Here is a 15414-nt window from a genome sequence, read left to right on the forward strand (position 1 = left end):
CGCTAACTAAATGAGGTTGAATACATGGCAAGATTAAAAGGCTTGGGGCGTGGATTGGATGCGCTATTGGGCGGAGAAGATGCCGCAGCCACGCCGGGCGAATTGCGCAATTTACAGGTAACGCAACTCCAGCCGGGCAAGTATCAGCCACGTACCCGGATGGACGAAACTTCGTTACGCGAGCTGGCCGATTCGATCAAATCCCAGGGATTGATGCAGCCTATCCTGGTGCGGGAAGTGCGCGCGGATTGCTACGAAATCATTGCCGGTGAACGACGTTGGCGAGCTGCGCAATTGGCAGGCATGGGCAGCGTGCCGGTGGTGGTCAAGGTGGTGCCGGACGAGGCTGCGCTGGCAATGGCGCTAATAGAAAATATCCAGCGTGAGGATCTCAACCCGCTCGAGGAGGCCGCTGGCATTCAGCGCCTGATTGACGAATTCAAAATGACACACCAGACCGCTGCCGAAGCGGTGGGGCGTTCGCGTAGCGCAGTAACCAACCTTCTGCGCCTGCTCAATTTGGCAAAGCCGGTGCAGGCCATGGTGCTGGAACAACGCCTGGATATGGGGCATGCTCGGGCGTTATTGGCGCTGACCCACCCCAAACAGAACGAAGCCGCGCATGTCATCGTGCAAAAACAATTGTCGGTGCGGGAAGCGGAGCGTCTGGTGGGGCAAATGCTGAATCCTCCGGTTGCAACGGTCAAGAAAATAGACCGCGATATCCGGCGCCTGGAAGAAACGCTGTCGGATCGCTTGGGTACGCGAGTCAATATCCTGTCGCGCAAGGGTGGTGCAGGCAAGCTGACGATAGAGTATGCAAGCCATGAGCAACTGGAGGGTATTCTCAGCAAGCTCTAATAAATTGGTTGCCAACAGCGCAATAATTATGAGCATCTTGCCTCTCACAATACGCTTGATGGCTTTCCCGGCTGCAATATCAAATCACCTAATCGTTGCATTAGGTCCGCTAATTAGGGTATCATCCGCGTCTATTTACAGGTTGGCTTGCCCACCTGTGGCTTGAATGCGCGCAATAATTCCGCAACACCAAAAGCCTGATTTCATCATTCGCCTGGCCCTGCTAGTACAGGGAGGGTGTGTGCTGATGGCAGCGCTGCTGGCTTATTTGGTATACGGGCAGGCAAGCGCCATGGCGACCGCGTTTGGTGGTTTGGTTGCACTGGCAAATAGCGGATTGCTGGCCTGGCGTATGCGCGTTGCTAAACGGCGTGAAGCCACGGATGCGCAACAGGATTTGCGGATGATTTATCGTACCGGCCTGGAACGATTTGTATTGGTAGTATTTTTTTTAGCGCTTGGCATGGGTGTGCTGAAGCTTGACCCGCCGGTCACGTTTGCAGGATTTGTGCTGGGACAAATGGCTTGGCTGATTGGTGTAGCGATTAAGCCGGGACGAACACATTGAAGATTAATTATTAGAGTAGCGCTATGTCGACAGAAGCACTCACCTCTTCGGAATATATCAAGCACCACCTCCAGAACCTGACCTATGGCAGGTTGCCGGGTGAAGAACACTGGCATCTGGCCCACAGTGCGCAGGAAGCCAAGGCCATGGGGTTCTGGGCGTTTAACCTGGACACGCTGGGCGTGTCGTTGGTGCTGGGCGTATTTTTTCTATTCTTTTTCCGTCTCGTGGCGAAACGTGCCAGCACGAATGTGCCGCACGGCTTGCAGAATTTTGTCGAGTGGATTGTCGAGTTTATTGACACCAGCGTGCGCGGTTCCTTTTCGGGTAAAAACCCCTTGGTTGCACCTCTGGCGCTCACCATATTCGTGTGGATTCTATTAATGAATCTGATGGATCTGCTGCCGGTTGACTGGATCCCGCAGATTGCGCACTTGACTGGCTTGCCTTTTTTCAAGGTGGTGCCGAGTACCGACCCCAATGCGACGTTTGGCATGGCGATCGCCGTATTTTTCCTGGTGATTTTCTACAGCATAAAAATGAAAGGTCTGGGCGGTTTCGTGGGCGAATTAACCTTGCAGCCCTTTGGCAAGCTGGGTCTCCCGGCCAACATTTTCCTCGAGGGCGTTAACCTGATCGCCAAGCCGGTGTCTCTGGCGCTGCGGTTATTCGGCAATATGTATGCGGGCGAGATGATCTTTATTTTGATCGCACTGATGTTCGGCGGTGGTCTCAGTATCGGCCTATTCGGCGGAGCATTGCAATTGGGTTGGGCCATATTCCATATTCTGATTGTCACCTTGCAAGCGTTTATTTTCATGACGTTGACCATTGTCTATCTGGACATGGCGCATCAAGAGCATCATTAAATCACCGGTTTCACTTTAATCACTTTAACTTTAGTCAAATAGGAGTATCAAATGGACATGATCCACGCAGTGCTGTACATCGCAGGTGCCCTGATGATGGGTCTGGGCGCTCTGGGCGCCTCGATCGGTATCGGTATTCTGGGCGGCCGTTTTCTGGAAGGCGCAGCGCGTCAGCCTGAGCTGATTCCAATGTTGCGCACCCAGTTCTTCATCGTCATGGGTCTGGTTGACGCGGTGCCGATGATCGCTGTGGGTCTGGCCATGTATGTGCTGTTTGCAGTGGCTGGCTAAGCTGGATACTAACCGTAGAAAGGTTCTGGCATGAATATCAATGCTACCCTGATCGGCCAATCAATCACATTTTTTGTGTTTGTGTGGTTCTGCATGCAGTTTGTGTGGCCGCCCATCATGAATGCGTTGGCCGAACGCAGGAAACAGATAGCTGACGGCCTTGCCGCTGGTGAACGCGGCAAGCACGAGTTGGAGCTGGCCTCCAAACGTGCCGTCGAAAACCTGCATGAGGCCAAGCAGAAAGCGGCTGAAATTATTGCTCAGGCCGACAAGCGTGCCGCACAACTGGTTGAAGAAGCCAAGGCCACAGCCAAGGTGGAAGCGGATCGCATGATCGTCGGTGCGCAAGCCAGTATTGCGCAAGAGACGGTGCGTGCCAAAGAGGCGTTGCGTGAACAGGTGGCTGGACTGGCGGTTGCCGGCGCGGAAAAAATCCTGCGCCGCGAAGTCGATGCCAAGGCCCATGCTGATTTGCTCGACGCAATCAAAAACGAGCTGTAATCATGGCTGAAATCGCAACCATCGCACGCCCTTATGCCGAAGCGTTATTCAGTCTGGCCAAACAGGCGGATGCGCTAACGGCCTGGTCCGAGCAACTGGCACAGGCTAAGGCCGTGGCTGCCGACCCCGAAATGGGCCGGTTGGCAGCCGACCCTAAATTTAGCGCGGAGCAATTCAGCGAACTGTTTCTTGCTGTGTGCGGAGACAGGCTGGGGGCAGAGGCCGGCAACTTTATTCGCGTGCTTGTCGAAAATGGCCGCATCAGTGTATTGCCTGAAGTTGTTACCCAATTTGAAGCGCTTAAGGCGAGTGAAGGGGGCGTGCTGGATGCAGCCGTCACCAGCGCATTTGCCATGAGTGCTACCCAGTTAGCTGAATTGTCTGCCCGCCTGGAAGCGCGCTTCAAGCGCAAAATCCACGCCAGTGTAACCGTTGATCCTGCCCTGATTGGCGGCGTCATTGTCGCCTTGGGTGACGAGGTGTACGACGCTTCGGTACGCGGCAAGCTGCAAGGCATGGCGTACGCGCTAACCCGTTAAGAGATTCCGTCTAGGAGCCATCAATGCAACTCAATCCCACCGAGATCAGTGATCTCATCAAGAGCAAAATCCAGAATCTGGCTACCGCATCAGAGCTGCGTACCCAGGGCACCGTTGTTTCGGTTACAGACGGTATTGTCCGCGTTCACGGCCTGTCGGACGTGATGCAGGGCGAAATGCTGGAATTTCCCGGTAATACATTCGGCATGGCACTGAACCTGGAGCGCGACTCCGTCGGAGCCGTGGTGCTGGGTGAATACGAGCACATCACCGAAGGCGACACGGTCAAGTGTACTGGCCGTATCCTGGAAGTGCCCATCGGCCCCGAGCTGATCGGGCGCGTGGTGAATTCGCTGGGCCAGCCGATCGACGGCAAGGGTCCGGTCAATACCAAGCTCAGCGCTTCCATCGAAAAAATCGCGCCCGGCGTGATCGCGCGCCAATCCGTGACCCAGCCGCTGCAAACCGGCCTGAAATCAGTTGACGCCATGGTACCCATCGGGCGTGGCCAGCGCGAGCTGATCATCGGCGACCGTCAGACCGGCAAAACAGCCGTGGCCGTGGACGCCATCATCAACCAGAAGGGCACTGGCGTCATCTGCATTTATGTCGCTATCGGCCAGAAGGCTTCCTCCGTCGCCAACGTCGTGCGCAAGCTGGAAGAGCACGGCGCCATGGGCCACACCATCGTGGTGGCGGCGACGGCTTCCGACTCTGCCGCAATGCAATACATTGCGCCTTACGCCGGTTGCACCATGGGTGAATACTTCCGTGACCGCGGCGAAGACGCGCTGATCGTATACGACGATCTGACCAAGCAGGCTTGGGCATATCGCCAGATTTCCCTGTTGCTGCGCCGTCCACCGGGCCGCGAAGCCTATCCCGGAGACGTGTTCTACCTGCACTCGCGTCTGCTGGAACGCGCTGCACGCGTCAACGCCGACTATGTGGAAAAAGCCACCAACGGTGCAGTCAAAGGCAAAACCGGTTCGCTCACCGCATTGCCGGTGATTGAAACCCAGGCCGGTGACGTATCCGCATTCGTGCCGACCAACGTGATCTCGATTACTGACGGTCAGATATTCCTGGAAACCGACCTGTTCAACGCCGGTATCCGTCCGGCGATCAACGCGGGTCTATCGGTATCCCGCGTCGGTGGCGCGGCGCAGACCAAGGTGATCAAGAAGCTTGGTGGCGGAACGCGTCTGGCGCTGGCCCAGTATCGCGAACTTGCAGCGTTTGCGCAGTTTGCGTCCGACCTGGACGAAGCCACGCGCAAGCAGTTGGAGCGCGGCAAACTGGTTACAGAGTTGATGAAGCAGAACCAGTACGCGCCGATGAACGTCGCGGAAATGGCGCTCACCCTGTTTGCCGTGAACAAAGGCTACATGGACGATGTGGATGTGAAGAAAACGCTGGCGTTTGAAGCGGCACTGGCTTCCTACGTCAAGGGCAAACATGGCGACCTGCTGGACAAGATCCAGAACACCGGGGATATGGCCGCAGATACGGAAGGCGCATTGGCTCAGGCTATCGAGGCATTCAAGTCCTCCGCCGTCTACTGATCGGGAAGCAATCATGGCTGCCGGAAAAGAGATACGCACCAAGATCAAAAGCGTAGAAAATACGCGCAAGATCACCCGTGCCATGGAAATGGTAGCGGCTGCAAAAATGCGCAGGGCGCAGGAACGCATGCGCGCCGCGCGCCCTTACGCCGAGAAAATCGGCATTGTGGCCGCCCACCTCGCCCAGGCCAACCCGGAATACAAACACCCTTTCGTTATCAAGCGTGAAAACGGAAAGCGTGTTGGTCTGATTGTAGTGACCACGGATAAAGGTTTGTGTGGTGGCCTCAATACCAACGTCCTGCGTCTGGTTGTCAGCAAGATGAAGCAATGGGGCAGCGCCAAGCTGGGTGTGGATGTGACCGCAATCGGCAACAAGGGGTTGGGTTTCATGCAGCGCATGGGAGCCAATGTGGTATCGCATGCGATTACCCTGGGTGACACCCCGCATATGGAGCGGCTGATCGGGCCGGTCAAGGTGATGCTGGATGCCTACATGGAAGGCAAAATTGATACCCTCTATGTGGTGTACAACCGTTTCGTCAACACCATGAAGCAGGAGCCGACACTGACACAGTTGCTGCCATTGGTTGCTGAATCAGACGATAAACCCGTGCATCATTGGGACTACATCTACGAACCGGATGCCAAGTCGGTGGTGGATGGTCTGTTGACCCGCTACATCGAGGCGCTGATTTATCAGGCGGTTGCCGAAAATATGGCCAGTGAGCAAAGTGCCCGCATGGTCGCGATGAAGGCTGCATCCGACAACGCAAAAAGTGTAATCGAGGAGCTCAAGCTGGTCTACAACAAGACCCGCCAGGCTGCGATTACCAAGGAACTCTCCGAGATCGTGGCTGGTGCCGCGGCCGTTTAAGTAATTTTGTTATTTCAAGGAACGACGATGAGTCAAGGCAAAATCGTACAAATCATTGGCCCGGTGGTTGACGTGGAGTTTCCGCGCGACAGCCTGCCCAAGGTCTATGACGCACTGAAAATGGACACGCCCGATCTGACGCTGGAAGTTCAGCAACAGCTTGGTGATGGCATCGTGCGCGCCATCGCCATGGGTACCACCGACGGTTTGCGTCGCGGTATGCTGGTGAGCGGTACCGGGGCGGCAATTCAAGTCCCGGTCGGCATTAAAACGCTGGGCCGTATCATGGATGTGCTGGGCAACCCCATCGACGAGATGGGTCCGATCGGCAACGAAACCAGCTGGGGTATTCATCGCAAAGCGCCCGCTTTCGATGAACTGGCCGCATCCAATGAACTGCTGGAAACCGGCATTAAAGTGATCGATTTGATCTGCCCGTTTGCAAAAGGCGGCAAGGTCGGTCTGTTCGGCGGCGCCGGCGTGGGTAAAACAGTGAACATGATGGAACTGATCCGCAACATCGCCGTGGAGCATAGCGGTTACTCGGTGTTCGCCGGTGTGGGCGAGCGTACCCGTGAAGGTAACGACTTCTACCACGAGATGAAAGATGGCGGCGTGCTGGACAAGGTAGCGCTGGTGTACGGCCAGATGAACGAGCCGCCGGGCAACCGTCTGCGCGTCGCGCTGACCGGCCTGACCATGGCCGAATTCTTTCGTGACGAAGGCCGCGACGTGCTGCTGTTCGTGGACAACATCTACCGCTACACCCTGGCCGGAACCGAAGTATCCGCCCTGTTGGGCCGGATGCCATCCGCCGTGGGCTACCAACCAACGCTGGCTGAAGAAATGGGCCGCTTGCAGGAACGCATCACCTCCACCAAGAAGGGTTCCATCACGTCGATTCAGGCCGTGTATGTACCTGCCGACGATTTGACCGACCCGTCTCCTGCAACCACCTTTGCCCACCTGGATGCAACCGTTGTGCTGTCACGTCAGGTAGCCGAGCTGGGCATCTACCCTGCGGTGGATCCGCTCGACTCTACTTCGCGCCAGCTGGACCCGCTGGTGGTGGGTGAAGAACATTACAGTGTGGCGCGTGGTGTGCAGACCGTGCTGCAGCGTTACAAAGAATTGCGCGACATTATTGCCATTCTGGGTATGGATGAATTGGCTCCCGAAGACAAGCTGGCCGTGGCGCGTGCGCGCAAGATCCAGCGTTTCCTGTCGCAGCCGTTCTTCGTGGCCGAAGTGTTTACTGGCGCACCCGGCAAGTACGTGTCGCTGAAGGACACCATTAGCGGTTTCAAGGCCATCGTCAACGGTGAATACGACCATCTGCCCGAGCAGGCGTTCTACATGGTCGGCACCATTGAAGAAGCGGTCGAGAAGGCCAAGACCATCCAGTAACAATGGCGACTATGGTGCAGGCATTGCCTGTACCGGATAAGCGAATACAAGGAAGCGAGATTTATGGCCATGACTATCCACGTAGACATTGTCAGTGCAGAGGCGGCATTGTTCTCTGGTACTGCTGAATACGTTACGGTGCCTGCGGAAATGGGTGAAGTGGGTATTTACCCGCGTCATACCCAAATGCTGACACGCATCAAGCCAGGATCGGTACGCATTAAACGGCCTGACATCGCCGAAGAAGAAGTGATCTATGTATCGGGCGGCATGCTTGAAGTGCAACCCAATGTCGTAACCATCCTGTCCGATACGGCTATCCGAGGCCAGGATCTGGATGAAGCCAAGGCACTCGAAGCCAAGCGCGAAGCCGAAGAGGCGATGCGCAATCATGCTTCAGAAATGGATTATGCCAAGGCACAGGCAGAACTGGCCGAGGCGGTTGCACAGATCGCGGCAATACAAAAACTTCGCAAGCACAGTTAATTTGTGTGTTTGCGGTAAAAGCAGCCTAAGGGCTGCTTTTTTTTTGCGACAAACAAGTGAACACACCTTGAAAGTCGACAGGCAAGCTCAAAAAGAGCTAAGCTGCCTTTGGCAGTTGTTTCCAATAATAAATAATCTAATCAAGGAGGGCCCAATGAGCTTTATCAGTGAGTTCAAGGCGTTTGCAATCAAAGGCAATGTCGTCGATTTAGCAGTCGCCGTCATTATTGGTGCCGCATTCGGCAAGATTATCGATTCGCTGGTCAAAGACATTATCATGCCTATTATTGGCCAACTCGTCGGCGGTGTAGATTTCAAGGAGCTTTACATTAACCTTGGCAATACGGCGTACCCCACGCTTGAATTAGCAGAAAAAGCGGGGATGCCACTCATTAAATATGGCATTTTTATTAATGCCACGGTTAATTTCCTGATTATTGCGCTGGCCATTTTTGTCGTCGTACGTGTCATCAACAAACTAAAAAAACCGGCACCCGCTGCGCTGCCAGCAGCAACACCGGAGGATGTACTGTTATTGCGTGAAATTCGTGACAGTCTGAAAAAATAAGCCCGAGTCAAAATTTCATCGTGCCCTGTACAGTAGCGAGGTTGGCGCGTTTTAAAAACGCGTCAACATCCGCATAGAGCAAGCGCACGCGCAATTCGATCTTGATGCGGTTGTTAAGAAGTTGTCGGGACTCTCGCATAAAGGACAGGCGGGTTGCAGGCAGGGTGGCCTCAGCCTCGGCACGCGTGATGCGTGGCGGTACAGGCAGGCCAAAGGTCATGGCAACCCGGGTAAAGTATTCACCCATATGCATAGGGCAATCATCGCTGGCATGATAGATACGTCCGCCGCACCCACGGAATAATGCATATACCGTAATCTGCGCCAGATCATCTGCATGGATATGATTGGTGTACACGTCATCTTCAGCACATAGCGCCGGGATATGGCGCTGCAGCCGTTCGACCGGTAACCGCTCCATCGCATAAATTCCAGGCGCACGCAGTATGCTGATGGCAATGCCATTGCGACGCCCCCAGCAGCGTACCTGCTGCTCTGCATCTACACGGCGCAGCGCACGCGCATTTTGCGGAGCGGGCGTCCGGGTTTCATCAATTGGCTTGCCCGCGCAATCGCCATATACGCCGCTGGTGCTGATGTACACCAATCGACGTGGTAAAATTTGGCCTTTTCCCAATATCGACAGTAGCCGCCGGGTGCGCATATCGTACTCGCCGTGAGCGGTAGGCGGCGCGAAGTGCACCACCCAGTCTGCGATGCCGGCCAGCCGTGCCAGGCTGGCATGGTCATCGAGATCGCCGGGTATCGGTGTAATTCCAGCAGCACGCAGACGTTGTGCCGATTGCGGTGATCGAGCCAGCGCATACAAGCGATGCCTTGGCGCCAGCCTGCGTGCCGTACGCAAGCCTGCATCACCGCAACCGATAATCAGGATATTCGCCATTAGCGTATTTTAGAGGAAGTACATGTCCTACCAGATTACCATTCAGCCCAGCGGGCACATCGTTCGCGCAGACGACGATGAAACCATACTTGCCGCCGCGCTGCGCGAAGGCTACATGTTGCCTTATGGGTGCCGTAATGGCGCTTGCGGCAGCTGCAAGGGCACACTGGTGTCGGGTGAAATTGATTATGGAGAATACCAGACTGGCGCGCTGTCCGATGCGGATATTGATGCAGGTAAAGCGTTGTTTTGTGTAGCGCACCCGCTGAGCGATATCAGTATCGAGTGTCGTGAAGTCGGTGCCGCCAAGGATATCCAGATCAAAACGCTGCCGTGCCGTGTACACAAGCTGGAACGGCTGGGTCACGACGTGATGGCATTGCACCTCAAGCTGCCAGCCAACGAGCGTCTGCAATTTCTTGCCGGACAATATATCGATATTTTGCTAAAGGATGGCAAGCGCCGCAGCTTCTCGCTCGCCAACGCGCCGCACAATGACGATTACCTGCAATTGCATGTGCGCCACATTCCGGGCGGCAAGTTTTCCGAGCACATTTTCTCCGGCATGAAAGAGAAGGACATCCTGCGCTTCGAAGGCCCGCTGGGCAGCTTCTTCCTGCGCGAAGATAGTGGCAAGCCCATTATTTTCATGGCCGGGGGCACCGGCTTTGCGCCGGTCAAGGCGATGCTCGAACATGCCTTCCACCACCACATTGACCGTGAAATGGTGCTGTACTGGGGCGCGCATCAGTTACGCGATTTATATATGCCGCAGCTACCCGGTCAATGGCAGCAGGAATATCCCAATTTCACTTTCATCCCGGTGCTGTCCGAGCCGGCGGAAGAGGATGCGTGGCCGGGACGTACCGGGCTGGTTGCTGATGCCATCCTGCAGGACTTTCCTGACCTGTCCGGCTATCAGGTCTACGCTTGTGGCGCACCCGGCATGGTGGATGCGGCGCATAAATCTTTCCTGCTGCATGGCTTACCCGGCGAAGAGTTTTTTGCCGACGCATTCTTGTATCAATCCACACCCAGTAAATAGATAAAGCTTTAACCGGCAAGGTATCCGCATGTTCGCAAACATTCCGATTGAATTTGTCCTCTTCGCGCTCACCTTGTTAGGCGTGGTGCTTTTTCACCGGCATAGTTTCCCCATTGCGCTGACAGGTTTGGTGGCGATCAGCGCGTATAAATGGTTCGCACAGGATTACGCGCTGGCGACGCATTTTCTGCATGAATGGAAGCTGGTGTTGAACCTGCTTGGTTTGCTGGTGGGCTTTGCCATATTGGCGAAGCATTTCGAAGATTCGGGGGTGCCCGATCTGATGCCGCGCATTTTGCCAGACGACTGGAAGGGCGGTTTCGTACTGCTGCTGCTGGTCGCATTCATGTCAACATTTCTCGACAACATCGCCGCAGCTATTCTGGGCGGTGTGGTGGCACGCAAAGTATTCAATGGACGAGTCAGCGTTGGGTATCTGGCGGCGATCGTGACAGCCAGTAATGCGGGAGGCGCAGGCTCGGTCGTGGGCGATACCACCACAACCATGATGTGGATTGCAGGCGTGCCCGCAGTACACGTTACAGATGCGTTTATCGCCTCGGGCGTGGCAATCCTGATAATTGGTTTTTTCGCCAGCCGGGCACAGCATCGTTATCAGCCGATCCAGGCCAACCCTGGCCCGGAAGCCCATCTTGATGTCGAAGAGCTGGGAATTTTAAGTGTTGTCGTACTGACGCGTGTACTGGTGGCGGCGCTGATTATCGGCGGGGCGGTAGCGGGTAATGTGCTGGTGGATTTTCCTGCGCTGGGCGCATGGATTGCTGTGCTGATCGGCGGCTTGTTCCATCCGATTCCCTGGGCTGAAGCGAAAAACGCGTGGAAGGGTGCGTTGTTTCTCATTGCATTGGTGATGGCGGCTTCGCTCATGCCGGTTGCCTCATTGCCGTTACCCAGCTGGCACACAACCTTGGGTCTGGGTTTTGTCAGCGCACTGTTCGACAACATTCCACTCACCGCGCTGGCGCTAAAACAGGGCGGCTATGATTGGGGTGTGTTGGCATTCGCGGTAGGGTATGGCGGTTCAATGATCTGGTTTGGCTCGTCAGCCGGCGTGGCGATCAGCAATGGTTTCCCGGAGGCTAAAAACACCTGGCAATGGGTCAAGCAGGGTTGGTTTATACCGGTCGGATATGTACTGGGGTTTTTTGCATTGCTGGCAGTGTTGGGATGGCATCCGGACGCGCTGAAAGCGACTGGCGCCTAGCCGGGATGTGGCGACACTGCTGTGATTTGATCGCCAGGCACCGGGTGACGGCTCAAGCAGATGGTGCTATTGTCGAAGCCGATTATGGACAGTCTTACAGCGATCCTGTTTAGTCCCTTGCCGATAGATGTGATGCTCGGCGTCATCGTGCTCTGGATCGCGCTGGGAGTGCTCGGTCTGTTCGCCCCGCTGAATCTGCGTTTTGTAGGGCATGTCCTGTTTCCGCTGGGTGCAGTGGGCGGGTTGATCCTGGCAGGTGCAGGCCTGATCGGCATGGCGGCGCGGCCGGAGACGGCCGTCCTGGTGCTGGGGCTGCCCGGCTTGCCTTTTCACCTGCGGCTGGACGCCCTGTCGGCATTTTTCCTGGTGCTGCTCGGAGCCGTGTCGGCCGGGATTTCGATTTATTCGGCCGGCTATTTCCGTAAAGGCGAGGATATGTCACCCGGTATGCACGGCCTCCTGTATCACTTTTTCCTCGCCGCGATGGCGCTGGTGATGCTTGCCGACGATGCGTATCTGTTCATGGTGGCGTGGGAAACGATGGCGCTGTCCTCGTACTTCCTGGTCACCAGCAACCACAAGGTTCCCGAAATCCGCCGCGCGGGTTTTCTCTACTTGCTGATCGCCCATCTCGGTGCCATCGGCATTCTGCTGAGTTTTGGCGTCATGCAAGGCGGGCATGGCGACTACACCTTCGCGACCATGCGCGCCAGCCATCTGAGCGAATTCTGGGCAAGCGCGACATTTCTTCTGGCGCTGTTCGGTTTCGGCGCCAAGGCGGGGATTTTGCCGCTCCATGTCTGGCTGCCGGAGGCCCACCCAGCCGCGCCGTCGCCGGTGTCCGCGCTGATGAGCGGCGTGATGCTGAAGACGGCGATCTATGGATTACTGCGTGTGACTTTCGACCTGTTGCAGACGCAACTGTTGTGGTGGGGCGTGCTGGCGCTGTTGCTGGGCCTGCTGACTGCGCTGTTCGGCGTGATGTTCGCGGCGGTGCAGACCGACATGAAACGCCTGCTCGCTTATTCTTCGATCGAGAACATCGGCATCATTCTGGTGGGCATCGGGCTGACGCTGATTTTCCATGTCTATGCGCTGGGCGCGCTTGCCGCCCTCGCGCTGGCGGCGACCCTGTATCACTGCCTCAACCATGCGTTTTTCAAAAGCCTCCTGTTCCTGGTCACCGGTACGGTGCTGCACTCGACCAGGGAACGCAGTCTGGGCAAGCTGGGCGGCCTGATCCGCAGCATGCCCTGGGTCGCATGGCTGGCGCTGATCGGCACCCTTGCCATGGCCGGGTTGCCGCCGCTCAATGGTTTTGTCTCGGAATGGCTGTTGCTGCAGGCGTTCCTGGCGACCCCGAGCCTGCCCAGTTCCTACCTGAGCATGCTGGTGCCGGTGGAGGCCGCGGCGGTCGTGCTCGCCATCGCGCTGGCAGGCTACGTCATGGTCAAGTTCTACGGCGTGATCTTTCTCGGCCAACCGCGCGAGGCAAGGCTCGCCACCGCGCACGATGCCAATTGGCTGGAGCGAGTTGGCCTCGGCTGGCTTGCGCTGGGTTGCATTGCGCTCGGTCTGGCGCCGGTGTTCGTGCTGATGCAGCTGGATCAGGTTACCCGGCTGCTGACCGGCCACACGGTCGGTGCTACAGCGGCTCAATCCGGCTGGCTATTCGTGGTAGCGACGTCCCCTGAACACGCGAGCTACAGTCCGCTGCTGTTTCTGCTCGGCATATTGACCTTGCTGCTGCTGACTTCCGTGCTGGTGCGCAAGTTCTACCATGGGCGCATGCGGCGCGGACCCGCCTGGGACTGCGGTTATCCGCAGCAAACGGCGCGCATGCAGGACACGGCGGAAGGCTTCGGACAGCCGATCAAACAGATTTTCGAGCCGTTTTTCCGCATCGAGCGCCAGATGCCGAGTCCGTTCGATGCGCACCCCCATTATCAGGGCAAGGCGGAGGACAAGCTGTGGTACGCGCTTTACCTGCCCATCGCGCGGCTGGTCGAGCGCATCTCCCTGAAGATGAGCACATTACAGCATGGCCGCATCCACATTTATCTGCTGTACAGCCTCGTCACGCTGCTGTTCCTGCTGCTGTTTACCCGATGATCTCTTCCATTTTCTCCCAGCTATTCCAAACCCTGCTCATCGTGGTGCTGGCACCGCTGCTGCTGGGCTGGGTCAATCAATGCCGCGCCTGGCTACAGAACAAGCGCGGTGCCGGGGTACTACAGCCGTATCGGGTTTTGCACAAGCTGTTCCATAAAGACGCGGTACTGGCGGACAATGCATCGTCCCTGTTCCGCACCGCTCCGTATATCCAGTTCGCTTGCATGGTGCTGGTCGCGAGCATCGTTCCGATGGTGGCGACGGACCTGCCGTTTGCCGCGGCTGCCGACGTCATCGCGCTGGTGGGATTGTTCGCGCTGGCGCGTCTGTTCGCGGCGCTTGCGGCCATGGACATCGGCACCGCGTTCGGCAGCATGGGTGCGCGGCGCGAGATGCTGGTGGCCAGCCTGGCGGAACCGGCTCTGCTGATGATACTTTTTACGCCTGCGCTGATCGCCCATTCCACCTCGCTCACCACCATCGTCGAGGCGCTCGCGCACCGTGAATTCGTGCTTTATCCCAGTCTCGCCTTCGCCGCCGTGGCTTTTGCGATGGTGGCGCTGGCCGAAAACGCCCGCATCCCGGTCGATAATCCCGCCACCCATCTGGAACTGACCATGATCCACGAGGCCATGATCCTCGAATATTCGGCGCGCCACCTGGCGCTGATCGAATGGGCAAGCGCAATCAAGCTGAGCAATTACAGTGCGATCGGGATCGCCTTGTTTCTGCCGTGGGGTATCGCCAGTGCGGGTGACTGGAGCGCCGTACCGCTGGCCTTGGCGGTGCTGTTCGTTAAACTGCTGCTGGGTGGCGCCGGGCTGGCCATGCTGGAGACCCTGTCGGCCAAGCTGCGTATTTTTCGCGCACCGGAATTCCTGGGAACCGCGTTTCTGCTTGCGGTTCTGGGGATGCTGATGCTGGAGTTGTAAACGATGGCTACATTTACCGGACAACTGATTAATTTTCTGGCGGCACTGCTGCTGTTGATCGCCTTCGCCATGCTGTCGCAGCGGCGTATTCTATCCCTGATCCACTTGTTCGCCTGGCAGGGGTTCATACTGGCGCTGAGTACCACGGTAGTGGCGTACTCTACCCACCAGCCCCATTTGTATTATTCGGCCTTTTTGACCCTGGTACTGAAGGCGTTCCTGCTGCCCTGGATACTGCACCGGCTGATTATCCGCCTCAATATCAAGTGGGACGTGGAAACCATGATCAACGTCCCGACGACCATGCTGGTCGGCATCGCCCTGGTGATCTTCGCCTTCAATCTGGCGGCGCCGATTTCGCAACTGGCCGACACCATTACCCGCAGCACGCTGGGCATCGCCATGGCCAGCGTGCTGCTGTCGTTCCTGATGATGATTACCCGGCACAAGGCCGTGGCGCAGGTGGTCGGCTTCCTGGCGATGGAAAACGGCCTGTTCTTCGCCGCCACCAGCGCCACTTACGGCATGCCGATGGTGGTGGAATTGGGCATCGCGCTCGACGTGCTGGTGGGGACCTTCATTTTCGGTATTTTCTTCTTCCAGATCCGGGAAACCTTCGACAGTCTGGATATTAAAAATCTGGAAAAACTGAAAGAGGATTGAG

Annotated in this window: 17 protein-coding genes; 16 read left to right on the top strand and 1 reads right to left on the bottom strand. The window is 56.7% G+C overall.

Features of this window, described 5'->3' with window-relative positions:
• The first annotated feature begins 24 nt into the window (after positions 1–24).
• The 11 genes from ACYCZJ_RS09415 (at position 25) to mscL (ending at position 8532) form a co-directional block, all read left to right on the top strand.
• Positions 25–861: a ParB/RepB/Spo0J family partition protein gene (locus ACYCZJ_RS09415; RefSeq protein WP_461553963.1), complete on the top strand. Its 837-nt coding sequence runs from the start codon at positions 25–27 to the stop codon at positions 859–861.
• Between the two features lie 166 nt (positions 862–1027).
• The gene (locus ACYCZJ_RS09420) at positions 1028–1429 is read left to right on the top strand and encodes an ATP synthase subunit I (protein WP_461553964.1); all 402 of its coding nucleotides are present in this window, start codon (positions 1028–1030) and stop codon (positions 1427–1429) included.
• A 23-nt stretch (positions 1430–1452) separates the two neighbouring features.
• Positions 1453–2298, top strand: a complete 846-nt coding sequence (gene atpB / locus ACYCZJ_RS09425; protein WP_461553965.1) for a F0F1 ATP synthase subunit A — start codon at positions 1453–1455, stop codon at positions 2296–2298.
• A gap of 51 nt (positions 2299–2349) precedes the next feature.
• Positions 2350–2589: a F0F1 ATP synthase subunit C gene (gene atpE, locus ACYCZJ_RS09430; protein WP_124703731.1), complete on the top strand. Its 240-nt coding sequence runs from the start codon at positions 2350–2352 to the stop codon at positions 2587–2589.
• A 30-nt stretch (positions 2590–2619) separates the two neighbouring features.
• The gene (locus ACYCZJ_RS09435; protein WP_461553966.1) at positions 2620–3090 is read left to right on the top strand and encodes a F0F1 ATP synthase subunit B; all 471 of its coding nucleotides are present in this window, start codon (positions 2620–2622) and stop codon (positions 3088–3090) included.
• A 2-nt stretch (positions 3091–3092) separates the two neighbouring features.
• Positions 3093–3629 (top strand): F0F1 ATP synthase subunit delta, encoded by a 537-nt coding sequence (locus tag ACYCZJ_RS09440; RefSeq protein WP_461553967.1) that lies wholly within the window; start codon positions 3093–3095, stop codon positions 3627–3629.
• 23 nt (positions 3630–3652) lie between these two features.
• Positions 3653–5194 (top strand): F0F1 ATP synthase subunit alpha, encoded by a 1542-nt coding sequence (gene atpA, locus ACYCZJ_RS09445; protein ID WP_461553968.1) that lies wholly within the window; start codon positions 3653–3655, stop codon positions 5192–5194.
• 13 nt (positions 5195–5207) lie between these two features.
• Positions 5208–6071, top strand: coding sequence for a F0F1 ATP synthase subunit gamma (gene atpG / locus ACYCZJ_RS09450; protein ID WP_461553969.1), 864 nt, complete (start codon positions 5208–5210; stop codon positions 6069–6071).
• A 27-nt stretch (positions 6072–6098) separates the two neighbouring features.
• Positions 6099–7478 (top strand): F0F1 ATP synthase subunit beta, encoded by a 1380-nt coding sequence (gene atpD, locus ACYCZJ_RS09455; RefSeq protein WP_461553970.1) that lies wholly within the window; start codon positions 6099–6101, stop codon positions 7476–7478.
• Positions 7479–7541: 63 nt separating this feature from the next.
• A complete protein-coding gene (locus ACYCZJ_RS09460; protein ID WP_461553971.1) occupies positions 7542–7964 on the top strand; it encodes a F0F1 ATP synthase subunit epsilon in 423 nt (140 codons plus the stop codon).
• A gap of 154 nt (positions 7965–8118) precedes the next feature.
• Complete coding sequence (mscL, locus tag ACYCZJ_RS09465) at positions 8119–8532, top strand: large conductance mechanosensitive channel protein MscL (RefSeq protein WP_461553972.1); 414 nt, start codon at positions 8119–8121, stop codon at positions 8530–8532.
• A gap of 7 nt (positions 8533–8539) precedes the next feature.
• Here the strand turns inward: mscL and ACYCZJ_RS09470 are convergent, their stop codons facing one another.
• A complete protein-coding gene (locus ACYCZJ_RS09470) occupies positions 8540–9436 on the bottom strand; it encodes an SDR family oxidoreductase (RefSeq protein ID WP_461553973.1) in 897 nt (298 codons plus the stop codon).
• A gap of 22 nt (positions 9437–9458) precedes the next feature.
• Here ACYCZJ_RS09470 and ACYCZJ_RS09475 point away from each other — a divergent pair, with 22 nt between their 5' ends.
• From ACYCZJ_RS09475 to ACYCZJ_RS09495, 5 genes are all read left to right on the top strand, one after another.
• The gene (locus ACYCZJ_RS09475; protein WP_461553974.1) at positions 9459–10481 is read left to right on the top strand and encodes a CDP-6-deoxy-delta-3,4-glucoseen reductase; all 1023 of its coding nucleotides are present in this window, start codon (positions 9459–9461) and stop codon (positions 10479–10481) included.
• Positions 10482–10509: 28 nt separating this feature from the next.
• A complete protein-coding gene (locus tag ACYCZJ_RS09480; protein ID WP_461553975.1) occupies positions 10510–11706 on the top strand; it encodes a citrate transporter in 1197 nt (398 codons plus the stop codon).
• A gap of 84 nt (positions 11707–11790) precedes the next feature.
• Entirely contained in the window at positions 11791–13818 is a 2028-nt protein-coding gene (hyfB, locus tag ACYCZJ_RS09485) for a hydrogenase 4 subunit B (protein WP_461553976.1), read from the top strand.
• Positions 13815–14750, top strand: coding sequence for a respiratory chain complex I subunit 1 family protein (locus tag ACYCZJ_RS09490; RefSeq protein WP_461553977.1), 936 nt, complete (start codon positions 13815–13817; stop codon positions 14748–14750). The genes hyfB and ACYCZJ_RS09490 overlap by 4 nt, the downstream gene beginning before the upstream one ends.
• Positions 14751–14753: 3 nt before the next feature.
• Positions 14754–15413 (top strand): formate hydrogenlyase, encoded by a 660-nt coding sequence (locus ACYCZJ_RS09495; RefSeq protein WP_124703744.1) that lies wholly within the window; start codon positions 14754–14756, stop codon positions 15411–15413.
• Position 15414 lies beyond the last annotated feature (1 nt).

The organism is Sulfuriferula sp. (assembly GCF_054605375.1).